23 protein-coding genes and 1 riboswitch are annotated in these 23,769 nt (G+C 62.4%); of the genes, 13 read left to right on the plus strand and 10 right to left on the minus strand.

All coding sequences use genetic code 11. The features are described 5' to 3' along the window. The first annotated feature begins 1 nt into the window (after position 1). The 5 genes from IM764_RS05225 to IM764_RS05245 are packed head-to-tail and all read left to right on the plus strand — an operon-like array spanning position 2 to position 3,666. Positions 2-451, plus strand: a complete 450-nt coding sequence (locus IM764_RS05225) for a cation:proton antiporter subunit C (protein ID WP_099298430.1) — start codon at positions 2-4, stop codon at positions 449-451. After that, positions 448-2,142: a monovalent cation/H+ antiporter subunit D family protein gene (locus tag IM764_RS05230; RefSeq protein WP_099298431.1), complete on the plus strand. Its 1,695-nt coding sequence runs from the start codon at positions 448-450 to the stop codon at positions 2,140-2,142. The genes IM764_RS05225 and IM764_RS05230 overlap by 4 nt, the downstream gene beginning before the upstream one ends. Next, positions 2,142-2,978 carry a Na+/H+ antiporter subunit E gene (locus IM764_RS05235; protein WP_099298432.1) on the plus strand — a complete coding sequence of 279 codons (837 nt, stop codon included), beginning with the start codon at positions 2,142-2,144 and terminating at the stop codon, positions 2,976-2,978. Before IM764_RS05230 ends, IM764_RS05235 begins: the two co-directional genes overlap by 1 nt. Continuing rightward, positions 2,978-3,256, plus strand: a complete 279-nt coding sequence (locus IM764_RS05240) for a monovalent cation/H+ antiporter complex subunit F (RefSeq protein WP_099298433.1) — start codon at positions 2,978-2,980, stop codon at positions 3,254-3,256. Before IM764_RS05235 ends, IM764_RS05240 begins: the two co-directional genes overlap by 1 nt. Positions 3,257-3,261: 5 nt before the next feature. Next, entirely contained in the window at positions 3,262-3,666 is a 405-nt protein-coding gene (locus IM764_RS05245) for a Na+/H+ antiporter subunit G (protein ID WP_099298434.1), read from the plus strand. 36 nt (positions 3,667-3,702) lie between these two features. Here IM764_RS05245 and IM764_RS05250 read toward each other — a convergent pair whose 3' ends face one another. Together IM764_RS05250 and IM764_RS05255 are read right to left on the minus strand one after the other, a co-directional pair. Further along, complete coding sequence (locus IM764_RS05250; protein ID WP_099298435.1) at positions 3,703-4,128, minus strand: organic hydroperoxide resistance protein; 426 nt, start codon at positions 4,126-4,128, stop codon at positions 3,703-3,705. Positions 4,129-4,164: 36 nt separating this feature from the next. After that, complete coding sequence (locus IM764_RS05255) at positions 4,165-5,784, minus strand: catalase (protein ID WP_099298436.1); 1,620 nt, start codon at positions 5,782-5,784, stop codon at positions 4,165-4,167. Positions 5,785-5,893: 109 nt separating this feature from the next. On the opposite strand from IM764_RS05255, the gene IM764_RS05260 reads away from it, so the two are divergent. The 3 genes from IM764_RS05260 to IM764_RS05270 are packed head-to-tail and all read left to right on the plus strand — an operon-like array spanning position 5,894 to position 9,190. Further along, positions 5,894-6,517, plus strand: coding sequence for an RNA polymerase sigma factor (locus IM764_RS05260; RefSeq protein WP_099298437.1), 624 nt, complete (start codon positions 5,894-5,896; stop codon positions 6,515-6,517). Between the two features lie 38 nt (positions 6,518-6,555). Further along, positions 6,556-7,968, plus strand: coding sequence for a TIGR01777 family oxidoreductase (locus IM764_RS05265; protein WP_194187143.1), 1,413 nt, complete (start codon positions 6,556-6,558; stop codon positions 7,966-7,968). A gap of 10 nt (positions 7,969-7,978) precedes the next feature. After that, on the plus strand, positions 7,979-9,190 hold the full coding sequence (locus IM764_RS05270; protein WP_194187144.1) for a ferrochelatase: 1,212 nt from the start codon (positions 7,979-7,981) through the stop codon (positions 9,188-9,190). 6 nt (positions 9,191-9,196) lie between these two features. On the opposite strand, the gene IM764_RS05275 is transcribed toward IM764_RS05270, so the two are convergent. Together IM764_RS05275 and IM764_RS05280 are read right to left on the minus strand one after the other, a co-directional pair. Continuing rightward, positions 9,197-10,228, minus strand: coding sequence for an aspartate-semialdehyde dehydrogenase (locus IM764_RS05275; protein ID WP_194187145.1), 1,032 nt, complete (start codon positions 10,226-10,228; stop codon positions 9,197-9,199). Between the two features lie 40 nt (positions 10,229-10,268). Beyond that, positions 10,269-11,534: an aspartate kinase gene (locus IM764_RS05280; RefSeq protein ID WP_194187146.1), complete on the minus strand. Its 1,266-nt coding sequence runs from the start codon at positions 11,532-11,534 to the stop codon at positions 10,269-10,271. A gap of 143 nt (positions 11,535-11,677) precedes the next feature. Between IM764_RS05280 and IM764_RS05285 the strand changes: the two genes are divergently transcribed. After that, the gene (locus IM764_RS05285; protein WP_194187147.1) at positions 11,678-12,535 is read left to right on the plus strand and encodes a DMT family transporter; all 858 of its coding nucleotides are present in this window, start codon (positions 11,678-11,680) and stop codon (positions 12,533-12,535) included. Here the strand turns inward: IM764_RS05285 and IM764_RS05290 are convergent. From IM764_RS05290 to thiC, 6 genes are all read right to left on the minus strand, one after another. Further along, positions 12,501-13,646 (minus strand): ThiF family adenylyltransferase, encoded by a 1,146-nt coding sequence (locus tag IM764_RS05290; RefSeq protein ID WP_194187148.1) that lies wholly within the window; start codon positions 13,644-13,646, stop codon positions 12,501-12,503. The genes IM764_RS05285 and IM764_RS05290 overlap by 35 nt on opposite strands. Further along, positions 13,646-14,431, minus strand: a complete 786-nt coding sequence (locus IM764_RS05295) for a thiazole synthase (protein WP_194187149.1) — start codon at positions 14,429-14,431, stop codon at positions 13,646-13,648. The genes IM764_RS05290 and IM764_RS05295 overlap by 1 nt, the downstream gene beginning before the upstream one ends. Positions 14,432-14,436: 5 nt before the next feature. Further along, positions 14,437-14,643 (minus strand): sulfur carrier protein ThiS, encoded by a 207-nt coding sequence (gene thiS / locus IM764_RS05300; RefSeq protein ID WP_099298444.1) that lies wholly within the window; start codon positions 14,641-14,643, stop codon positions 14,437-14,439. Next, the gene (gene thiO, locus IM764_RS05305) at positions 14,627-15,760 is read right to left on the minus strand and encodes a glycine oxidase ThiO (RefSeq protein ID WP_194187150.1); all 1,134 of its coding nucleotides are present in this window, start codon (positions 15,758-15,760) and stop codon (positions 14,627-14,629) included. The genes thiS and thiO overlap by 17 nt, the downstream gene beginning before the upstream one ends. Beyond that, positions 15,757-16,425 carry a thiamine phosphate synthase gene (locus IM764_RS05310; protein ID WP_194187151.1) on the minus strand — a complete coding sequence of 223 codons (669 nt, stop codon included), beginning with the start codon at positions 16,423-16,425 and terminating at the stop codon, positions 15,757-15,759. The genes thiO and IM764_RS05310 overlap by 4 nt, the downstream gene beginning before the upstream one ends. Next, positions 16,409-18,196 (minus strand): phosphomethylpyrimidine synthase ThiC, encoded by a 1,788-nt coding sequence (gene thiC, locus IM764_RS05315; RefSeq protein ID WP_194187152.1) that lies wholly within the window; start codon positions 18,194-18,196, stop codon positions 16,409-16,411. Before thiC ends, IM764_RS05310 begins: the two co-directional genes overlap by 17 nt. Then, positions 18,192-18,326, minus strand: a riboswitch (TPP riboswitch). It overlaps the preceding gene by 5 nt. Positions 18,327-18,617: 291 nt before the next feature. Between thiC and leuA the strand changes: the two genes are divergently transcribed. Genes leuA through IM764_RS05335 form a run of 4 tightly spaced genes read left to right on the plus strand, consistent with a single transcriptional unit; the run spans position 18,618 to position 23,765 of the window. Beyond that, positions 18,618-20,417: a 2-isopropylmalate synthase gene (gene leuA / locus IM764_RS05320; protein WP_194187153.1), complete on the plus strand. Its 1,800-nt coding sequence runs from the start codon at positions 18,618-18,620 to the stop codon at positions 20,415-20,417. Positions 20,418-20,448: 31 nt separating this feature from the next. Beyond that, the gene (locus IM764_RS05325; protein WP_194187154.1) at positions 20,449-21,696 is read left to right on the plus strand and encodes a DNA polymerase III subunit epsilon; all 1,248 of its coding nucleotides are present in this window, start codon (positions 20,449-20,451) and stop codon (positions 21,694-21,696) included. Positions 21,697-21,732: 36 nt separating this feature from the next. Next, complete coding sequence (locus IM764_RS05330) at positions 21,733-23,034, plus strand: MurT ligase domain-containing protein (protein ID WP_370551549.1); 1,302 nt, start codon at positions 21,733-21,735, stop codon at positions 23,032-23,034. Next, positions 23,031-23,765, plus strand: coding sequence for a type 1 glutamine amidotransferase (locus tag IM764_RS05335; RefSeq protein ID WP_099298451.1), 735 nt, complete (start codon positions 23,031-23,033; stop codon positions 23,763-23,765). The genes IM764_RS05330 and IM764_RS05335 overlap by 4 nt, the downstream gene beginning before the upstream one ends. Positions 23,766-23,769 lie beyond the last annotated feature (4 nt).

Below are 23,769 nucleotides of genomic sequence, written 5' to 3' on the forward strand. Positions count from 1 at the left end.
CATGATCATTGCAGCGATCGTCGCCATTCTCATCGGCGGAGGTGTCTACATGGTGCTACAGCGCGGCATGGTGCGCATCATCGTTGGCATCACCCTGCTCAGCCACGGAGTCAACCTCTTGATCCTGGCGGCGGGAATCGGCACATGGCGCCAAGAACCCCTCATGGACCGCGCTACTCCGGATGTCGCGGCGGATCCACTACCGCAGGCTTTTGTGCTGACCGCCATCGTGATCTCCATGGCCTCCACGGCGGTGATGCTCACGCTGGCAGCGCTCGGCCGAGACGATGACACCCGCACCGTCGAGTCCCCCGAACGCACCGCACGCAAGCTGCGTTCCCTGGAGACACTGGGCAAAGCGACCAAAACCGTAGAGCAGCCGGAACGTACTCCGGCGCCCACCACACCCACTAACCCCGCAGATGAGAAGAAGGGAGCTACCAACTCATGACCATTGGCGCTTCCCTTTCCCTCTTCCTGCTGGTTCCCCTCCTATCCTCCGCAGTCGCTGCGGTGGTTCCGTCCCTCCTCGTGCGACGCTTCCTCATGCTCGCCGTGCCGTTGGCAGGCGTCATCGGCTCCGCGTACCTGCTCTACTACCTGACCATCGGCGCAGGTAGCGACCCTGGAGTGGTCGCGGATAACGTCGGCGGCTTTGTGGGCGGCATTTCCATCCCACTGGTCGCTGATTCACTGGCAGCGATGATGGTCCTCGCCACCTCCGTGGTCGCGCTGACCGCCAGCTGGTTCGCGGACATCGTGGGTGAATCCACCACTCGTTTCTTCCCCTCGCTGGCGATCCTCGTGCAGGCCGGCACGTGGGGCGCACTGCTCACGGCAGACCTGTTCAACCTGTTCGTGTTCATCGAGGTCATGCTCATGCCGTCCTTCGGCCTGCTGGCCATGACGGGCACGTGGGCCCGCCTGTCTGCGGCCCGCATGTTCATCGTGGTGAACCTAGTGACCTCGCTGATGCTGCTCGCGGGCGTGGCCACCACCTACGGCGTCATCGGCACCACGAACATCGCCGCGCTGGCAGGCGCTGCCGGACCTCGCGGCACCGAGTTCGCCGAGGGCGTGGGTGGCAACCAATGGCAGTTAATAGCGGCACTGGGCATGGTGCTGATCGCCCTGTGCATCAAGGCTGGTCTAGCGCCGGTACACACTTGGCTGCCGCGCGCCTACCCTTCCACCTCCGCGGCGGTGATGGCTCTGTTCTCTGGCATCCACACCAAGATCGGCGTGTACGCCATCTTCCGTGTCTTCCTCACCATCTTCGAGGGCGACCCTGCATATGCCTGGGGAGTGGTCGGATTCATGGTCGCGGGCATGGTGATCGGTGCCTACACCGGACTCTCCGAGCCCACTGTGCGTGGCGCGTTGGCCTACCAGATGGTCAATGGTATTCCGTTCTTCTTGATCGCACTCGCTTTTTTGCAGGACGACGCCATACTCATGCTCTCCGCAGCGCTGTACTACATGCTGCACCATATGGTCGTAGTTTCTTCGCTGATCATGGCCTCCGGAGCAATTGAAGAGACCTACCGCACCGGGCGCATCCGCCCGCTGTCCGGCCTGCTGCGACGCGATCCGTTTGTGGCGATTGTCTTTGCCATGGGTTCACTGGCGATCATCGGCTTCCCTCCATTTTCTGGCGTGATGGGCAAGCTGGGGCTGGTCATGGGCATGGCCACCGATGGCTCTTGGCTGTCCTGGGTGGCTATTGGCGCGGTCATCGTGGCCGCCTACGGCACCTTGCTGACCATGCTTTATGTGTGGCGTGAGGTGTTCTTGGGCCGCGATATGAATGACAACGAGTGCGATCCGAAGCTGCGGATCCGTCCGCGCTTCGTACTTCCATCCGCCACCATGATTGGCCTGTCCGTCGCTATGTTCCTGCTGGCCGGGCCGATGTTTGCCATCACAGAGTCTGCTGCGAAAAACCTGACGGATACTACTGCGTACGTCGATAGCGTGCTGGGTGACTCGAACAACACGATCGGTCGAGTTCTGGATGCTGGACCGTCCGGCCTGGAACATGTTCCGGACGGCGCATTGAATTCCATCCAGGAAGAAGCTCGCAATGAGGATGCGCTGCGCTCACACGAAGATCCTCAACCAGCACCAGAGGAGAAGCACTGATGAAATACCTTCGCATGTTCTTTCATTCCCTGGGCTACGGCGTGTGGCTGACCGGGCAGATCATTAAAGAATCCACGGTCATGGCGGTAGACACCCTGGGCACGGGCCGCAAGATCGCCCCTGTGGTGCTGTACTACCCGCTGCGCGTCACCAAGGAGCGGGACATCGCGGCGTTCATTGCGTCGATCACGATGACCCCGGGCACTCTGGCACTCGGAATAACGGGGCCCAAGGAGGTAGACCGAGACGTCGCCAGCGGCAAATGGAGCCGGAAGGATACGTCCGCGGTCGGGGAAAACGAGTTCAAGACCCACGGTCTCTCCAACGTGCAACGCTTCCTCGCGGTTCACGCAATGTATGGCTCCGACCCCCAGGAACTTTTGGAATCACTCGAGCACATGGAAGAAAAGCTGGTGCCGAGCGTGAAGTCCCAGGAGATCACTGTGGACGTCAAACTGCTGGTAGAGCGCGGACGCCCGGGGCCTCGCGGATTCCGCGGCAGCCGCGGTGGACGTCAGAACAACGAAACGGTCTTTGACGCAGAGAAGCTGGACTCCACCCCGCACGCCGCAGCGTTCGTGGCGGCGATCCTCGCCCAAGATGACGAGGAGCGCAATCCCGAGGACCTACCCAACATGAACCGGCAGGAGCGCTATGAAGTAGCTCGCCGAAACGCAGAGCGCGCTCGCACACGGAATGACCAGTCGCCTAAGACCGGCCACATGCAGCAGCGAGAAGATCCAGATCAGACTGGCGAGACGAAACCAGAAGAGACTATGTACGATCCGCTATACCCCAAGGAAAATCTCAACCGGAAGAACAGGAGGAAGCGCTGATGACCCCGCAGGAATTTCTCAACATCATCATGATCATCGTCACGGTCATCGTAGTGGCGGCGCTACTGATGGTGCTGTGGCGTGCCGTGACCACCCACAACGATGCGCGGCGCGCGGTGCTTTCCGATGCCATCTTCCTCTGCATGGCGGCACTGTTCATGTGTTACGGCATTTACGATCGTTCCGCCGTGACGTTTGAAGTGGCCGTCTACGCCGGGTTCTTCGGCGCTCTCAGCACGGCAGCGTACGCGCGGATCATTTCTCGAGGGAGGCGCTAAGCATCATGAACCTCACTTTTGTTGCTGCCGGGGCCGGCGAGCTCATCGAATTCCACGAGCCCACCTGGCCCATCGCGATCCTCGCTGGTGCTCTGGCACTCGCGGGTGCGGTGTACGTATTCGTCTCCGCCCGCGCCATGTACTTAGCACCAGATGCCATATCCCAGATCAACATGATCGGCCCCGCTGCGGGCGTGGGTTTGCCACTGCTGATTCTGTCCAACCTGGTGTATTCTTGGGGAGAAATCGGGTTTGACTTCGGCGTATTCCTACGCGCCATCGCGGCTATCTTCACCCTGCTGGTGATCCAGGCCGTGGGCTCCTACATCATGGGCCGTGCGTTGCACGCTACCCACTGGGACCACACTGTTCCGCTTTCGGGCGGCGAAAGGGCCAAAGAGCCGAAGTAATCTTCAGCGCCTTGGCCCCTTCGGGGAAGGTCGTAATTAGGCTGCGTTAGCCGTGACCTTGGCGTCCACATTGCCGCGCATTGCCTTGGAGTAAGGGCAGAATTCGTGCGCCTTGTTGACCAGCTCGGTGGCCTTGTCTTGATCCACATCAAAGACGGTGGCGTTGATGGTGGCGGTCAGGAACATGCCGTCATCGCCCTTGTTGAGAGTCATGGTGACCTCAACCTCAGGGGTCTGATCAGAGTTCACGCCGTCCTGCTTCATCATCAGCTGCAATGCGCCGTTAAAGCAGGCTGCCCAACCGGAAGCCACCAGCTGCTCTGGGTTGGTGCCTTCGCCGCTGCCGCCCAGTTCCTTGGGTGGGCGAACGTCGAGATCCAGGGTCCGATCGTGGGTGGCCACGTGTCCATCGCGACCTCCGCCGGTGGACAGGGACTTTGCTGTGTAAAGAGCATCGCTCATCTCTTAGTTCTCCTTAACTCTGTTGCGTGATGGCCGTTACTTGGACTGTGCTTCGGTGAAGATTTCCTTCACGCGGTCGCGCAGGTTTTCGTCCACGTTACCCCAGTAGACCCAGCACTGTTCGGCAACCTGGTCAGAGACACCGTCCATGGCGCCGGCGATGTTGTTTGCTAGGCGCTCGCGAGCTGCATCGTCCAACACCTCGCGGACGAGGATGCCTGCCTGCATGAAGTCATCGTCATCCTCGTGGCGGATGTACGCTCCGCGGGTCAGGTCGCGACCATGCAGGTCATCGAAGAGACCCAGATCGTAGGCAATGCCCGTGCCAGATTCTTGGCCGCGGCCGAAGCCGTACTGGGACTGACCTGGCTCCACACCCTTTTGCACGGCGCCAGATCCGTCAGACACATCGTCCGTGCCCTCGCCGCGTTCGAAGCGGTTCGGGGAGTAGACCGGAGTGCCAGCTGGTGGGAACTCTTGGTTACCAGCGCCATCCTTGGCGGTGTAGTAGTTCTTGTCCTTGACCACGGAACGGTTAGAAGGCAGCTGGTGGTGATTCACTCCGAGGCGGTAGCGCTGGGTATCCGCGTACGCGAACGCGCGGGCCAGCAGCATCTTGTCTGGGGAAAAGCCCACACCAGGCACGATGTTGGACGGCGCGAATGCTGCCGTCTCGATCTGTGCGAAGAAGTTCTGTGGGTTCTGGTTCAGAGTGAAGTGACCCACTGGGATGAGTGGGTAATCCTTCTGCGACCAGGTCTTGGTCAGATCGAATGGGTTCCATCTGTAGCCCTCGGCTTCATCGATGGGCATGATCTGCACCTTGACGTCCCACGTTGGGTAGTCGCCGCGCTCGATTGCTTCGTAGAGGTCGCGACGGCTGGAATCGAAATCGCCAGAAGCCACAACCTGTGCAGCTTCATCGTCAGTCAGAGTTTCCCAGCCCTGGCGGGTCTTGAAGTGGTACTTGACCCAAAAACGCTCGTTGTTTTCGTTGATCCACTGGTAGGTGTGGGAGCTGAATCCGTCCATGTTGCGGAAGCTCTTAGGGATGCCGCGGTCTCCCATCAAGTAAGTCACCTGGTGAGCAGACTCCGGGGAGCGGGTCCAGAAATCCCACTGCATATCTGCAGAGTGCAAGCCGGTATCAGCCAGACGCTTCTGAGAGCGGATAAAGTCTGGGAACTTCACACCATCGCGCAGGAAGAACACTGGAGTGTTGTTGCCGACGATGTCGTAGTTGCCCTCTTGGGTGTAGAACTTCAGCGAGAATCCGCGAACGTCGCGCACGGCATCAGGGAAGCCCTGCTCGCCGGCAACGGTAGAGAAACGCGCTAGCATTGGGGTCACGCGACCCGGCTGGAACAGATCTGCCTTGGTGTACTTGGATACGTCCTCGGTGACGGTCAGTTCACCGAAGGCGCCGGAGCCCTTGGCGTGGACGTTGCGCTCGGGGATGCGCTCGCGATTGAAATGCGCGTGCTTCTCAGTGAGGTGAACGTCGCTGAGTAGGAGGGGGCCCTGCTCGCCAACGGTTGCGGAGTGCTCTTCGGTGTGAACGGGTGCACCGTTGACGTTGGTGGATGGGCCGGAGTAAGGGCAGACGCCTCGCTCGGCGATGTCCTTGGAAGTGTGTTGCTGGTCTTGAGTAAACATAGGTGATACCTCCTTGTGGTCTCCCTCTCGAGCTTGCCAGCAAGATTTTTAGATTTTTTCGCACACCGTATTTACTAACCCCATTTGGGGGATGTGTTAAGCTACCTTCATGAAATCCCCGCCTGACCGAGGCACGCACAGCGAAAACGCGGTATCTGCTCGCGACGCGTCCGTAACGGATCTGGCTCTCCGCGCCGCCCGGGGGGATCGGGCGGCTTTGACGAAGTTCATCGCGGAGACCCACGATGACGTGTGGCGTCTGCTGGCGCACTTGGCGGATGCCGATCGCGCCGATGACCTCACCCAGGAGACCTACCTGCGCGTGCTGGGCGCGCTTCCTCGTTTCGCGGCTAGGTCTACGGCTCGCACCTGGATTTTGTCCTTGGCTCGTCGCGTATGGGTGGATTCCGTCCGCCACGATATGGCCCGCCCGCGCAAAACAGCTGGCGATTGGGACGAGCAAGCCAATGGCACTCCCGCCACGGAGACCACCGGCGGCCAGACCTGGGCGGAGTGGGTGGACACTCGCGCTCTGATCGACAGGTTGGAGCCGGAGCGGCGCGAGGCGTTGATCCTCACGCAGATGCTCGGTTATACCTACGCCGAGGCCGCCGGGATCGCGGGTGTGCGCGTGGGAACTATTCGTTCGCGAGTCGCCCGTGCACGTGCGGATCTGGTGGACATGCAAGGTCGACGCCAAACCTCCCCCGATCAGGCACATCGTTTCGGATAGAAACTCATCCTGTCTCGGGCATGGCTACAGTATGCACCATGAGCACCACAGCATTTTCCCAGACACTCACCCACCCCTTAAGCGACCTTTGGAACTATCACGCCTCACCTGGCGCGGTCACTCGGCTGACCCCGGGCTTTAGCCGTATTTCTATCTTGCAAGAGGCGGATAATCTCAAGAGCGGCAAGACCCGCATGAAGTTTCCCGGCGGGATCGTTTGGGAAGGGCAGCATGATCCTGACTACTTTGTGCCCCTCGGCACAGCGGGCTCGGCGCAGTTCTCCGATTACTGCACCACCCGCGGCCTAGGCAAAGCGATGGGCTGGCGCCACATACACAAGTTCGAAGAGGGCGCGGAGCCTAACCAGAGTGTCCTGCGGGATGAAATCACCACGAACGCCCCACATATCTTCTCCGCCAAGGCGTTGTCCGGCGTGTGGGGATTCCGCCAGGAGCAGCTGAAACAGGATCTCAACCACTTGGCTCACGCTCGTCTGTGGGCGGGCAGCACTACCCAGTCCATGACTGTGGCTGTTACGGGAGCCTCCGGGCTGGTGGGCACCCAGCTGTGCGCACTGTTGCGGGTGGCGGGGCACAAGGTTATTCGTATTACCCGTTCCGCCACTGAGGATGACCAGCGGCAATGGGATCCGCAGTATCCTCCGGAAAACCTCTTGGACGGGGTGGATGCCGTGGTGCACCTGGCAGGCCATCCCATCGCCGGGCGCTTTACGGATGAGCACATCGAAAAGGTTCGCGATTCGCGCGTAGGCCCTACGAAGAAGCTCGCGGAACTGGCTGCGCGCACTGAAAGCGTGCATACCTTCGTGTGTGCTTCTGCGGTGGGATTCTACGGTCATGATCGCCCGGAAGCAGTCGATGAGCAGGCAGAATACGGGCGCGAGGGAGTGATTGGTGGCGTCGTAAAACAATGGGAGGATGCCACCCAACCAGCCCGAGATGCCGGACTTCGTGTCACCAACGTGCGCACCGGGCTGGTGCTCGCGGGCGGCTCGCCGATGCTGGACATGCTGACTGCCTCGGTGAGGGTGGGCGGCGGCCCGCTAGGCGATGGTTCGCAGCACTTTGCATGGATCAGCCTGCAGGACTTGGTAAGCATCTATCACCGCGCGCTGATCGACCCTCTGATGCAGGGCCCGGTCAACGCCGTGGCGCCGAACATTGTCACGAATGCGGAGTTCACGGAGGTTCTTGCGGACGTCGGCGGTTCCCCACTGTCCAAGCTCAAGATTCCCGTGCCGGAGTTGGGTCCCAAAGCACTTCTGGGCGAACGCGGCGCGGAGGAATTGGCATTGGCCGACCAAAACGTGGTGCCCGGCGCGCTAAACCGGCTGGAGCACCCCTTCCGCTACCCACATGTGCGGGATGCGCTGCTCCACGAGCTGGGAAAGAACAGCCCGTCAATGGGTGAACCGGCAACTGACTACTAAGGTTGAAACTATGACTAGCTCCCCACAGGCACTGCTGCTCCTATCCTTCGGCGGACCGAATAAGTCCGAGGATGTCGTTCCTTTTTTGGAGAACGTCACCCGCGGGCGAGGCATCCCGCGCGAGCGTTTGGAACAGGTTGGCGAGCACTATTTCACGTTGGGCGGAAAGTCCCCGATCAACGAGCAAAACCTCCAGGTCATCGCGAACATTGAGGCGGAGCTCACCGAGCGTGGCATCGATCTGCCCGTCTACTTCGGCAACCGTAACTGGGAGCCGTTCGTGGAAGAGGCCACCGTCCAGATGGCCAAGGACGGCATTACCCACGCTTATGTGTTCGTCACCAGCGCTTGGGGTGGCTATTCAGGCTGCTCGCAGTACCAAGAGGACATCCAGCGAGCCATCGCTGCCTGCGAAAAGGCCGGGGTGAAGGCACCGACGATGGAACGCCTCCCTCACTTCCACGACAACCCCGCCTTCATCGCGGAGTTCGCTGCGGGCGTGGACGCAGCTCGCGCGCAGCTGTCCGACGAGGATCAGAAAAATGCCGAGCTCATCTTCACCGCCCACTCGGTGCCGAATGTTGCCGACGACCAGGCCGGACCGCACAGCTTCGGCGGCAATCTCTACTCCCAGCAGGTCTTGGACTCGGCTCGCTTAGTCCAGCAAGCCAGCTCCTTTGCCGGCCAACCCGGAACGGGGGCCAGCTATGCGTGGACGGGCCGCCTGGCAGAGCACGAGCCAGTGGGTGGGCGCGGCGATGGACCCGCCAACACGGGTGAATCCGTGGGCGTGGATCTCGGTGTAGGTACGGAATACGACGTTGAGCTCGTGTGGCAGTCCCGCTCTGGTTCTCCTCACACGCCGTGGCTGGAGCCAGATGTCTGTGATCACATCGAGTCGCGCGCCGAGCATGGCAATACGCGCCCCATCGTGCTGTGCCCCATCGGCTTCATCACCGATCACATTGAGGTCAAGTGGGATCTGGACACCGAGGCCAAGGATGCTGCAGACGAGGCAGGCATTTCCTTCGTGCGCTCCGCCACTCCGGGGCTCAGCAAGTCCTTCGCCGCGATGGTGGTGGACATGATCGCCGAGGATCCCCAGCCGTTGACTGAGGAGCAGCAAGCCGCAAAGCAGATCGCGGAGAAGTTCGGCACGGTGCCGAACTTCGGCCACACCAAGAACGGAAACTTCTGCGCCCCTGGCTGCTGCGGCTCTTAAAAGGAGCTAGACCAGCAGTTCTGCGATCTGGATGGTGTTCAGCGCGGCACCCTTGCGCAGGTTGTCGCCACTGACCACCAGCACCAGTCCGCGGCCGCCGTCGACGGACTGATCCTGGCGAATGCGTCCCACCAGTGAGTTGTCCTTGCCTGCTGCCTCCAATGGCGTGGGGACGTCCACGACCTCCACACCGGGAGCATCGGCGAGAATCTCGCGCGCCCGCTCCGGGGTGATGGACTTGTCGAACTGTGCGTGCACCGTCATGGTGTGGCCGGTCAGCACAGGCACGCGCACGCAGGTGCCCGCCACCAGCAAGTTAGGGATACCCAAGATCTTGCGGGACTCGTTGCGCAGCTTCTGTTCTTCGTCGGTCTCCTCGGAGCCGTCGTCCACGAGGTTGCCGGCCATCGGCAGTGCGTTGAACGCGATGGGAGCCACGTAAGGATCGGTGCTGTCCACGTTCAGCGCGGAACCATCGTGCACCAACTCCTCCAGGTTGTCAGCGTTGGCACGCGTCTGATCGATTAGCGCGGACACGCCGGACAGGCCGGAACCAGATACTGCCTGGTAGGAACTGACGCGCAGGCGCTGCAAGCCGGCTTCCGCATGCAGTGGACCCAGCACGGGCATAGCTGCCATGGTGGTGCAGTTCGGGTTGGCGATGATGCCCTTGGTGGTGTTCTTGGCGTCGCCGGGGTTGACCTCGGAAACCACGAGGGGAACATTCTCATCCTTGCGCCATGCGGAAGAGTTGTCCACCACCACGGCACCTGCCTCGGCGAAGCGTGGGGCGTGCTCGCGGGAGGTACCGCCACCAGCGGAGAACAGCGCGATATCGATGCCGCGGAGGTCCTCGGTGGAGGTGGCTGCCACGTCTTCCACGACGATCTTGTTGTCCCCAAACTCCAGCTCAGTTCCGGCGGAGCGGGAGGAGGCGAAGAAGCGGACGGTATCTGCTGGGAAGTTGCGTTCCTGCAGGATAGAGCGCATCACGCGACCAACCTGGCCGGTAGCGCCCACGACGGCGATGGTGGTCATGAGAAATCAGTGTCCTTTCGAGGGGAAAGTTGAAAAAGGTTTAGCGGCCAGTCCCCGCGTACACGGTGACCTCTTCTTCGCCGCCCAATTGGAAGCGATCGTGCAGTGCGACGACAGCCTTATCCAGTTCAGACTCGCGAACCAGCACGGAGATGCGGATCTCGGAGGTGGAGATCAGTTCGATATTGACTCCTGCATCGCGCAGAGCCTCGCAGAAGTCTGCGGTCACTCCGGGGTGGGACTTCATGCCGGCTCCCACCAGGGAGACCTTGCCGATCTGATCGTCATAGAGGACGTCCTGCCACTCGGCGGCTTCCTTCATGGACTTCAGCATCTGCACGGCGCGGCGTCCGTCTTCGCGCGGGCAGGTGAACGTGATGTCCGTCCGGTTGTTGTCCAGCTTGGAGACGTTCTGCAGAACCATGTCCAGGTTGATCTCGGCATCTGCGATGGCGCGGAACACCTTCGCGGCCTCCCCTGGGGTGTCTGGGATGCCCAGGACGGTGATCTTTGCTTCGGAGCGGTCGTGTGCCACGCCGGTGAGTACTGCCTCTTCCACGGGAATATCCTCCATTGATCCGGAAACTAGGGTGCCAATATCGCTGCTGTACGAGGAGCGCACGCGCAGGGGAACGTTGAATGCGCGGGCATATTCCACGCTGCGGAGCATGAGCACCTTGGCACCCACGGCCGCCATTTCCAGCATTTCTTCGAAGCTGATTTTGTCAAGCTTGCGTGCGTTCTTCACGATGCGTGGGTCAGCGGTGTACACGCCGTCGACGTCCGAGTAGATCTCGCAGACGTCGGCCTGCAGGGCAGCGGCGAGGGCTACGGCGGTGGCGTCGGATCCACCACGACCCAGCGTGGTGACGTCCCGGGTTTCACGGTTGACCCCCTGGAAGCCAGCGACCAAGCAGATCTTGCCGCCGTCCAGCGCTTCCTGCACACGACCGGGGGTCACGCCCACGATACGTGCGTTGCCGTGGCGCTCGGTGGTGAGCACGCCGGCTTGGGAGCCTGTGAAGGACTGTGCTTCGGCTCCGAGGGATTCGATGGCCATGGCCACTAGGGCATTGGAGATGCGCTCGCCTGCGGTGAGCAACATGTCCATCTCACGGGCTGGGGGAACTGGGTTGACTTGCTCGGCGAGGTCGAGCAGCTCATCGGTGGTGTCTCCCATGGCGGAGCAGACCACGACAACGTCGTTGCCCTGCTTCTTAGTTTCCACGATGCGCTCAGCCACGCGCCGGATGCGTTCGGCGCTTTCCAACGACGATCCGCCGTATTTCTGGACGATGAGTGCCACGTGGCGTTCACCCTTTCGTGCACGCCGATTCATCAGACGCGCTTGTTCGTGAGTCTTAACGTCCAGATTCTACCCCAGCGTGCTGGTCTGTTGAACCGCTCGGTGCAGTTTCGCGCATTGTCGTGGGCTAGAGTTTGGGATCGATGAATGAAAACAATCTGCTGGCGATCTTCTTTGCCCTGCTCTCCGCGCTGACGATCGCGTGGGGCACGGTGATCCGCCATCGGGTTGCATCTACCTCTGAGGACAATGACGTCCCGCTGCTCAATGCAGTGCGTTCTCCCTGGTGGTGGGGTGGTTTGCTCGGCGCGATGGCGGGCTATGGCTTGCAGATTGTGGCGCTGAATTTTGGCACGTTGCTGATCGTGCAGCCGATTTTGGTGCTGAGTTTGATGTTCACGTTGCCACTCAGCGCACGCATGGATGGTCGCCGCATATCCAAGTCGGAAACCACGTGGGCTTTGCTGTTGACCGTTGCGGTGGCGGTGCTGGTAGTTCTTGGTCGTCCGACGTCAGGAGATTCGCATCCGCCTCTGAAAATATGGCTGCTCGTCTTGGGCATCGGGGTGGTGGTGATTGGCGCGATTCTGCTGTTCGCCGCGAATCGGGGCAAGGAGATGCAGGCGCTGCTTTATGGCGCGATGACTGGCTCGATCATGGGTTATTTGGCGCTGATGTCCAAGGCCGTGGTGGATACTTTCCGACTGCGCGGCATGGAAGGTCTGGTCACCGGATGGGAGCTCTACGCTCTGTTGGCGCTGGCTGGGATCGGAACTGCCGTGCAACAGCTGAGCTTTAATGCGGGAGCGTTGAAGAACTCTCTGCCCGCGATGACCATTGTGGAGCCTCTGGTGGCGTTCTCGCTGGGCTATGCGGTGTTGGGCGAGCGTTTCCAGGTCACCACGAGCGTCGGCTGGTTCTCGATGTGCGTGGCTCTTACTGTCATGGTTGGCGCGACTGTTGCGCTTAGCCGGATGAGCGTGACGGAGAAAGTGAATTAACGCCCCCGGGCAGACTCTGTGCCTGGATGCCTCGGCGGGATAGTTGCTCGCCGTAGTTTTCCACGAAGCGTGCACTGCGCACACCGGCCGCACAGGCCACCACCAGGTTTTTGTCGAACTCCGGCAGGTCATCGATACTGCTGACCTCGCTTCCTGGCAGCAGCACGGGTTCGGCATCGGGCCACGGCTTGAGGAGCACTTCGTGCGGCTCGCGGATGTCCACTGCAACGGCCCGCCCGTCACGAACCAGCCCCAGCAGTCGCTGCCGCTCGGCTTCTTCTGCCGCGGCCTCGCCGGGCATCGCGCAGCCCACGTCGTAGCTCTGCTCCAGCTCAGAAACCAACTCACGCCCCGGATCTGCCTGCACCTCCAGCGTGCGCATGCGTGCGCTGAGCGCCTCGTAGCTAGTCAGGCGCCCCGGATTGCCCGCACCCGGCAGCTGCGCGAGATGCGCTACTACCTGGGTCACCATCAGGCCCGCCACCACTGAGGTGGTCACGCCCAACACACCCGCGGTCGCGCAATCGGGCACGAAATCGCCACCGGGCTGGACCGGGAAGATGTCACGCAGCCCTACTCCGCGCCCGTCCTCGGTCTCGGTCCCGGAGTGCCACAGCGCCACGTCGCCCCGGTATTGCAGCACCGTTCCCCATACGAGAGGCGTGGAGGTGATCTCCGCGGCGTCGGCAACAAGGTACTTGGTCCCAAACGAATCCGAACCATCCAACACCAGGTCCACCCCGCCCACGATCGCCACGGCGTTCGCGGAATCGAGACGTCGCCGCAGCTCGCAGACCTCGATCCCCGGTTGCAAGCCACGGATCCGCGCGGCAGCCACCTCCACTTTGGGCTTGCCTACGTCGTCTGCGGTGAACAGGATCTGGCGGTGGATGTTGGTGAGGTCAACGGTGTCATCGTCGATGATTGTTATTTTTCCGACGCCAACCGCCGCCAGTTGCTGCAACGCCGGACAGCCCAGCCCACCGGCCCCCACCACCAGGACGTGCGCGGCGCGCAGCCTGCGCTGCTGTTCGATCCCGAACCCGGGCAGGTTCAGATGCCGCGCTGTGCGGCGCAGCTCCTCGCGCGTCAGTTCTGTATCCGCGCTCATCACAGAACCTCGTCGGCCCAGTTCGCGAGGCCCTCAAACGTGGACGATGCCTGCGCATGGGTGCGTGTGGGGATCCGGCCAGCGCCGCGCGCAAGGCGCCCGGCTTCCACGGCATGCCGCATTGCTTCAGCCATCGCCACGGGATCCTGACAGCGGTTGACGGCGCTGGCCAGCAGTACGCCGGAACAGCCCAGTTCCATGGCCAGCGCGGCGTCTGATGCAGTACCCACGCCCGCGTCAATCAAGATGGGAATATCTGTGTTTGCGCAGATCAGCTCAATATTGTGCGGGTTCAGAATGCCCAGGCCCGTGCCGATGGGCGAGCCCAGCGGCATCACGGCCGATGCTCCCGCGTCCTCAAGTCGCTTGGCGGCGATCGGGTCGTCGGAGGTGTAGGCCATGACGGTGAAGCCTTCGTTGACCAGCTGCTCGGTGGCGTCGATGGTCTCCACCACATCCGGCAAGAGAGTGCGATCGTCGTGGATGACTTCCACTTTGACCCAGTTGGTGCCTAAGGCCTCCTGGGCTAGCCGGGCGGTGATCACGGCATCTCGCGCAGTGCGACATCCCGCTGTGTTGGGCAGCGGGGCGATATTCAGGCGTTTCAGCAGGTCAAAAACGCTTTCACCCTCCCCCTTGGCAGCGGCGCGGAACCGGCGCATGGCCACGGTGGTCAGCTGCGTTCCAGAAGCCACCAATGCCTGCTCCAGCATGGACTGCGAAGTGGCTCCGCCCGTGCCCATGATGAGGTGAGATTCGAACTGCTTGTCCGCGATGTTCAGCAACTGTGTTAGCCCCCTTGGACTGCGGTGAGGACGTCCACACGGGCACCGTCCTCGAGGGTGGTTTCTTGCCATGCGGAACGGAAAACTACGCGACCTTCCACGGCCACGGCCACTCCGGCTTCTGCTACTTCGCCGGTGAGGTGCTCCACGAGGTCCGCGACGGTTGCTCCGTCGGCAAGTTCGGTCTTTTCCTCGTTAACGATCACGTTCATGGTTTATTCCTTCTCTCGTGTGGCGTTCTGGCGAGCACGCTGCAATATCCACACTAGGCTGAACGCCTTCGATGATCTCCCGCGTGACCTTCGCAGCTAGCGCTGTCAGCAGGATTCCGTGGCGGAAGTAACCGGTGGATACCACCACGTGTTCGTTGACTCTTCCCAGGTAAGGCAGGTCGTCTGGGGTGCCCGGGCGGGCTCCGGCGCTAGCTTCCACAAGGTCGCACTCTTCCACCCCGGGCACCACGCGAATGGCATCCCGCAGCAATTCGTGCACTCCGCTCACTCGGGGCTCGGCGCGCCCGTCCTCACGGGAGGTTGCGCCGATGGCCACGGTCCCGTCCTCGCGCGGGATCACGTAGATGGGCCGGTCTTCCACGAACCCGCGGATGACCTTGGTCACCAGCGGCTGCAGTGGCTTCGGCACGCTCAGCCGCAAGATATCGCCGTACACCGGGCGTAGCTGCAGCGGCATGCGATCTTCGTACCAGCCACGCACGGACGCTGCGCCCAGCCCATTAGCCAGCACGATCTGCTCGGCATCTACGGTCTCGCCGGAGCCTAAAACCACCGAGGCTCCCGCAATCTCTTCGGCCGTCTCCGTGATGAAACGCACTCCCAGGTTCCCCGCCGCGTCCTGCATCGCCGCCGCAAACTGACGCGGAAACACCTGGTGATCCCCCGGAATACTCACCGCTCCGGCCAGCCGTGGGCTCAGTGCGGGCTCTTGTGTACGCGCCTGCCGAGTGGTGATCCGCTCCACGGTCATCCCGTGGGCCACTTGGTAGTCCATCAGCTCGCCCAAGTGCTGGGCATCGGCCCTATCAGCGGCCACCACGAGCGTGCCGTGAGCCTGATGCCCCGTGGGGACGTCCGTGTGCTGCGCCACCAGTTCCACCAGCTCTGGGTACCACTGCCCCGCCGCCTGCATCAGCGGAAACAGCGGATCCTGCTGGTAGACCACCTCTGCGGCAGGCGCGAGCATGCCGCCGGCGTGATACGTGGAGCCAGAAGCGGGAGCGGGGTCAATCACGGTCACCTCATGACCGCCAGCCGCGAGCGTCACCGCCGTGGACAGGCCGATGGTCCCCGCTCCAATGACAGTCACCTTCATCGGGCTCGCCCCGCCTCGAAGCCCGCGATCACACCGCGCACGTATTCTTCGGGATCTTGAGCGTGCATAATGCCTCGCACAATCGCCAGGCCATCCACTCCCACGGCTGCGAGATCAGCGGCATCGTCGCTGGTGACGTCGCCAATTGCCACTACAGGAACCGCAGATTCCGCAACGATCGGCGCGAAACCCTGCAGACCCAACGGCGTGCGCCCGGAATCCTTGGTCGGCGTGGCGCGGAACGGGCCGCACCCCACGTAGTCCAGGATCTCGGCGTGCTCGTTGGCCGCCTCGATCAACTCCAAGGTGCCGGTGGTTAGGCCGATCACCGCATCCGGTCCCAGCAGCGCTCGGGCGGACGGGACAGGCAGATCGTCCTGCCCAATGTGCACGCCGTGGACGTGGTGGCCTTCGTTGATTAAGGCAGCCGCTACATCAACACGGTCGTCCACCAGCACCTTCGTCTCCGGCGCCACAGCGTGCACCTCCGCGGCCACGCGAGCGGTGAGCTCATAGAGTCCGCGCGCGGAAATCGGCTTGGAGCGGACCTGGATCATCCCCGCTCCGCCCATCGCGGCAGCGCGGGCGGTGTCCACAATCTGCTGTGGCTCCCCGCTGCCGGTCACGAAGTAGCAGCGGAGGTCAAGCTCAGTTGATCGAGGCATTTTCTCCTTCTGCCTGCTGAATTTCTTCTTCCACCTCGGCTTCGTCGAGGTAAAGCTGTCCGCCGTGCTCGCGGAACTTCTCTGACATCTCCTTCATACCTTCTTCCACCGCAGCCTGAACATCCGCATCCACCGCGCGGTTCGGGCCGCCGGGCATGCCCAGCTGTGCAGGGTAGGTATCGCGGATGTCCTGGGAGATGCGCATGGAGCAGAACTTCGGGCCACACATCGAGCAGAAGTGCGCGGTCTTGGCCGGCTCCGCGGGCAGGGTTTCATCGTGGTACTCCAGCGCGGTATCTGGATCCAGCGCCAGCGCGAACTGGTCATGCCAGCGGAACTCGAAACGAGCCTTGGACAGCGCATCGTCGCGCTCCTGCGCGCGTGGGTGACTCTTGCCCAGGTCAGCAGCGTGAGCGGCGATCTTGTAGGTGATCACGCCCACCTTCACGTCATCGCGGTTCGGCAGTCCCAGGTGCTCCTTCGGCGTGACATAGCAGAGCATCGCCGTGCCGGCCTGGCCGATGATCGCCGCACCGATGGCGGAAGTGATGTGGTCATAGCCCGGCGCGATGTCCGTGGCCAGTGGGCCCAGCGTGTAGAACGGCGCACCGTCACACCAGTTTTCTTCCCACTCCACGTTGATGGGGATCTTGTGCATCGGAATGTGTCCGGGGCCTTCGATCATCACCTGGGCGCCGCGCGACTTCGCAATGCGGGTCAGCTCACCCAGGGTCTTGAGCTCTGACAATTGAGCCTCATCGTTGGCGTCGGCAATAGAACCGGGACGCAGGCCATCGCCGAGGGAGAAGGTGACATCATAGCTCGCCAAGATGTCGCACAGTTCCTCGAAGTGCGTGTACAGGAAGGACTCGCGGTGACCATCCAAGCACCACGCCGCCATGATGGAACCGCCACGGGAGACGATGCCGGTGACGCGCTCGGTGGTTAGCGGAACGTAGCGCAGCAGCACGCCAGCGTGGATGGTCATGTAGTCCACGCCCTGCTCGCACTGCTCGATGACGGTGTCGCGGTAGATCTCCCACGTCAGCTTCGTTGGGTCGCCGTTGACCTTCTCCAGTGCTTGGTAGATGGGCACGGTGCCCACGGGAACAGGGGAGTTACGCAGGATCCACTCACGGGTCTCGTGGATGTCATTGCCGGTGGACAAGTCCATGATCGTGTCCGCACCCCAGCGCGCGGCCCACACCATCTTTTCCACCTCTTCCGCGATGGAGCTGGTCACGGCGGAGTTACCCATGTTGGCGTTGATCTTCACCGCGAAGTTGCGACCGATGATCATCGGCTCGATCTCTGGGTGCTTGTGGTTGGCGGTGATCACCGCGCGGCCGGAGGCGACTTCGCGGCGGACGAACTCCGGCTCGAAGCCCTCGCGGTGAGCGATGAATGTCATTTCCGGGGTGATGATTCCGGCGCGTGCCCAGGCCAGCTGGGTCTTGACCTTGAGTTCGGGGTGCTCGTCGCTGGCGGGTGCGGCTTCTGGCTTCTCCCACTCGTCGCGGGTCTTGGCCAGGCCGGTCTTGAGGTCCAGCTGCGGGTTTTCTTCGGTGTAGATGCCGGAGGTGTCGTAGACCTCGAAGTCCTCGCCGGTGGTCAGCTCGATGGCGCGGGCGGGGATGCGCAGTTCCGTGGTGGAGCCGTCCGTGTTGGTGTGAGTGACGGTGTTGTAGACCTTGCGGCTGCGGTAGATCGGGCCGGTAGTGACCTGGCCTTCCTCTGGAGGTGCAGATTTCGCAGTCAGACGTGTGCCCATGATGGGTTTTCCTTCCTTCGCCGGCATTACCCGGTCAGGTTCAAGCGGTCGGCCCTTATGTCCTAGGACCCTCTCAGCGCACTGGTTCACGGCTAAGTGCCTTGAGGTGTACGCTCCCGCGGAGATGTGCGAGTTATGAAGTTGTCTTGCCCAGTGTAACCACCGCGGAGACAATCATCAGCAATTCCCCCATCTCACTCAGTGAGACGCGCTCTCCCATGGAAATACCCCCTTTTCGCCACAGCCACTGTGATGCGCGCTATAGTGATCTGCATGTTCTCATTCCGCGTCAGCGCTCTCCTTCTGCGCCGCGGCGGGGCTCAGGTCTAAATCTTCTTTCCGACCGGCACCCCGTCGCGGAGTAAGTGCTGCCGGTCGGAAATCTTGAAACACCACAGACTTTCCAGGAGCCTCTTTTCTCATGAACGACACATTCATCTCCGCCCCCGCTGCCATCAACACTCCAGACGGCAACATCCCCGATGGCCAGCCCGCTTGGAACAAGCAGCACAATTCGCAGATGCGCGATGCCCGCTACCTGCCATTCTTCGAAGAAGTCGATCACATCACCCTGCCTGATCGCACCTGGCCAGATAAGGTCATCGACCGCGCTCCCCAGTGGTGTGCCGTGGATCTGCGCGATGGCAACCAGGCCTTGATTGATCCCATGAGCCCTGAGCGCAAGCGCCGGATGTTCGATCTGCTGGTGCAGATGGGCTACAAGGAAATCGAGGTGGGCTTCCCCTCCGCGTCCCAGACGGATTTCGATTTCGTCCGCGAGATCATCGAGGGTGGCCGCATCCCCGAGGACGTGACCATCCAGGTTCTGGTCCAGGCACGCGAGCACCTGATCCGCCGCACGTTCGAGGCGTGTGAGGGCGCGAAGAACGTCATCGTGCACTTCTACAATTCCACCTCCGAGCTGCAGCGCCGCGTGGTTTTCCGCAAGGATCGCGAGGCCATCAAGAAGCTGGCTACGGATGCCGCTGAGCTGATCAAGACCATCGCCGTGGATTACCCAGACACCAACTGGCGCTGGGAGTACTCCCCCGAATCCTTCACGGGCACCGAGGTGGACTACGCCAAGGAAGTCTGCGACGCAGTGGTTGCCATCATGGAACCAACTCCAGAAAACCCGATGATTCTGAACCTGCCGTCGACGGTGGAGATGATCACTCCGAACGTCTACGCGGATTCCATCGAGTGGATGCACCGCAACCTGAACAACCGCGATTCCATCATCCTGTCCCTGCACCCCCACAACGACCGCGGCGAGGGCGTTGCCGCAGCTGAGCTGGGCTACATGGCCGGCGCAGACCGCATCGAGGGCTGCCTGTTCGGCAACGGCGAGCGCACCGGCAACGTCTGCCTGGTCACCTTGGGCCTGAACTTGCTGACCCAGGGTGTGGATCCGCAGATTGATTTCTCCGATATCGATCAGATCCGCCGCACGGTGGAGTACTGCAATCAGCTGCGCGTGCCTGAGCGCCACCCTTATGGCGGCGACTTGGTCTTCACCGCGTTCTCCGGTTCCCACCAGGACGCCATCAACAAGGGCCTGAACGCCATGCAAGACCGCACGGGCGATATCCGCGAGGCCACGTGGGAGGTTCCATACCTGCCCATCGATCCGAAGGACATCGGCCGTACCTACGAGGCCGTGATCCGCGTGAATTCGCAGTCCGGAAAGGGCGGCGTGGCCTACATCATGAAGACGGATCACAACCTGGATCTGCCGCGCCCCATGCAGGTGGAGTTCTCTTCCGTGGTGCAGGCAGTCACGGATGCCGAGGGTGGCGAGGTCAACCCGAAGGCCATGTGGGATATCTTCGCTGGCGAGTACTTGGATCGCGTGGCTCCCATCGAGGCTATCTCTGTGACTGTCGATGGCGGCCAGGCTGAGGGCGAAGAAGCCAAGGTCACCGCTCAGATCGAGTACCGTGGCGAGGCGCAGACCATCAAGGGTCACGGCAACGGTCCGATCGCCGCCTACTGCAACGCTCTGGATTCCCTGGGCATGGACGTGGAAGTTCAGGAGTACTCGCAGCACGCGCGCACCTCTGGTGACGACGCCGAAGCCGCCGCGTACGCCCTGGTCTCCGTCAATGGCACAAAGGTCTGGGGCGTGGGCATCGCTTCCTCCATCACTTACGCTTCCTTGAAGGCCATCACCTCGGCCGTCAACCGCGTTCAGGATGCGGGAGTGCCACAGGGCGCTTAGCTCGTGGACCTCTCTAGTAACATCTCCTTTCATGACTGATAGCAGAAGGCGCCCCCGTCGCACCGTTCATCGCCGTGCGGCTCCGCCTTCTCCTATTTCCGACGCCAACCCCGAGTCCCCCCAGCGCGCCCCACGTCCTGCCACGTTCCCCTCCCCTGAGCAGGCGCCGTACGCGGCCGTCAGCATCGTCACTTCGGGAATTCACCCCACGACGTCTCGTCTGGTGGCACTGTCCGTGGCTTTTTATTCCCCCGCTATGGAGCCAGTCGAGGCGTGGACTAGGCACTTGAACCCTGGTGAGGATGCAGGGCCGTGGCATTTGCACGGGTACCAGCCTGCGGATCTCGCGCAGGCTCTGGGCTTTGCCAGCTCCGCCGAACTCATCCACGAGGCCCTTGATGGCCGCACCTTGGTCATGCATCAGGTGGGCTACACCTGGGGTTTCCTGGCCAATGAGTTCCGCCGCACCAAGCGTTCCGCGAACCGCGGTCGTCGCGGCCGAGGCCGCGGGCGCGGTGCGCGGAAGGTTCCGGTTCCTACTCCCGTGGAGATCATCGACACGCTCGGCACCGCACGGCGACAGTCCACCGAGTGTTATGACTTCCGTCTGCGGGCCATCGTGGAGTGTTATAACCAGGGCCCTTACGGCGTGGATGCCCCAGAGGAAGCTATGCCTGAGGTGGGGGCGGTGGCGTCGACCGAAAGGGGAAACATCGACCCAGATGCCCTCCTGGAGGCGGACGCTCACCTGACCATGCATCTCCACCTCGCCCAGCTGCGCGCGGCTGGTGCCGGCGCGGGGCTGATCGAGAAGCTACAGCCAGCGGACCTGGTGGCGGATCAGTTTGGAATCCAGCGTTCGAAGATTCGCGTCGATGCGGCCAATGCACCCCGTCCACACGAGAATCCCGGGCAATGGGCCCCGGGTATGAAGCTGGTCGAGGGCATGGAGTTTGTGGTCAGCCCGGATGTCATGAGCGATCCGGACGAGATCATCGGCAAGGGCGTGGCCGCGGGCCTGGTGTACTCAGAGAAGCTGAATCGCCGCAGCTCACTGGTGGTGTGCAACACGAACCACGAGCTGCGCGGCAAGGCGATGCACGCGGATCGGAAGAACATTCCGCTCGTCAGCGATGAGACGTTCCTGGAGCTGCTGGACGATGTGGACAAGGGCAAGCGCGCGCCGTCGCCCACCAGTCCGCAAGCGGGCGTGCGACCCGCCACGCAGGGCATTCCTCCTACGCGCGGCGGAAATCGGCGCTCCCGCAAGCGTCGGTAGCTGGAGCCGGAAGCGGACTCGACTAGTCTGGGGCAAGTGAACTCTAAGGACAGCAGAAGCAACATCCTGCAACGCGCCCGGAGTGCTGCCGCCATCAGCGCGGCGGATCTCGCTACGTGGGCCAGCCGCAAGACGGGCCGTGGCTCCGGCGGCATGATCGGCGGCCTCATCGCGGGTGCCATCGATCCGCACCTGATGAACTCGCTGGCTAAGGGCCGGCCGGTTGCGCTGGTGACGGGCACCAACGGCAAATCCACCACCACGCGCATGCTCGCGGGCGCCCTCCAGTCCGCGGGAACCGTGGCCACCAACGAGGGCGGCGACAACATGGACGCCGGCGTGATCTCCGCCCTGCTGGCGGGGCGCGACGCGGAGATCGTAGTGCTGGAAGTCGACGAGCTGCACGTGCCCAACATCGCCGAGAAACTGGACGCCTCCGTGTTGGTGCTGCTCAATCTGAGCCGTGACCAGCTGGACCGCGTGGGTGAGATCAACAAGATCGAGCGCACCTTGCGCGCGTGTGTGGACGCGCGGCCGGACATGACGGTGATCGCTAACTGCGATGACGTGGGCGTGACCTCCGTGGCGTGGGACTCCCCGAACGTGGTGTGGGTGTCCGCTGGCTTTGGCTGGGCGGGCGATTCCACTAGCTGTCCTCGCACCGGTGGCGCGATCGTGCATCAGGAGCGCGCGGACGGGATCATGGACTGGTTCGCGGTGAAGAAGCTGCCCGACGGCTCCGAGTTCCGTCGGCCGGAGCCGCAGTGGCGCATCACTGATGAGGGCATCGTGGATGCCTCCGGTTCCCTGCACCCTCTCAACCTGCGCCTTCCTGGCAATGCGAACCGCGGCAACGCTACCCAGGCCGTGGCCGCAGCTAAGACTTTGGGCGTGGACATCAGCGCCGCGATCTCCGCCGCCGAGCAGGTGGACAACGTGGCCGGCCGCTACTCCGTGGTGCCTTTCGAGGGGCGCGACGTGCGGCTGATGCTGGCCAAGAATCCCGCCGGTTGGCAAGAGGCGCTGTCCATGGTGGATCGGGACGCCGATTCTCTGGTCATCTCAGTCAACGGCCAGGTTGCCGACGGGCAGGATCTGTCTTGGCTATGGGATGTGCGCTTTGAGAACTTCGAGGATCTCAAGGTGGTCTCCGCAGGCGAACGCGGTACGGATCTTGCCGTGCGCTTGGGCTACGCGGGCGTGGAGCACACGCTGGTCAAGGACACAGTGGAGGCCATTCGTTCGTGCCCTCCGGGGCGCGTTGAGGTGTTGGCGAACTACACGGCGTTCCGTGATTTGAGGCGCGTTTTGGACCGCAACAATGAGGAGCAGCGATGAGCACACTGACTATTGGCCTGGTCCTTCCCGACGTTCTGGGCACCTACGGCGATGACGGAAACGCTCTGGTCCTGCGCCAGCGCGCCCGCATGCGTGGCTTGGACGCGGAGATTCACCGCATCACGCTGGGCGCCGCAATTCCCGAGACGCTGGACATGTACACCCTCGGCGGCGGCGAGGACGTGGCGCAGCGCTTGGCCACCGAGCACCTCCTCGCCGATGGTGGTCTGACCCGCGCGGCGAATGCTGGACGCCCGATTCTGTCGATCTGTGCCGGGTTGCAGGTCCTCGGCCGCACCTTCACGGCTTCTGATTCTGTGGTTGAGGGGCTGGGTCTTATCGACGCCACCACGGATGTCTTGTCTAAGCGCATGATCGGTGAGATCACTTCGACCCCTCAGCTGGAAGGGCTCACCGAGACCTTGACGGGTTTTGCCAACCACATGGGTTCCACCGTTCTGGGTTCCGATGCCTCTCCTCTGGGCACGCTGACGAAGGGCACCGGCAACACTGATGAGGGTGAGCAGGTGTCCTACGAGGGCGCGGTTCAGGGGTCTGTCATCGCCACGTACATGCATGGCCCAGCCTTGGCCCGTAATCCGCAATTGGCAGATCTGATCCTGGCCCGCGCGATGGGCGTAGACATGAGCGAGCTTCCCGAGGTCACGGGCCAGTTCGCTGATCAGCTGAATGGGGAAGTGCAGCAATTGCGTAAGGAACGTCTGCGCTAGGGAT

The sequence above is a fragment of the Corynebacterium sp. ED61 genome (assembly GCF_015233855.1).
Taxonomy (GTDB): domain Bacteria; phylum Actinomycetota; class Actinomycetes; order Mycobacteriales; family Mycobacteriaceae; genus Corynebacterium; species Corynebacterium dentalis.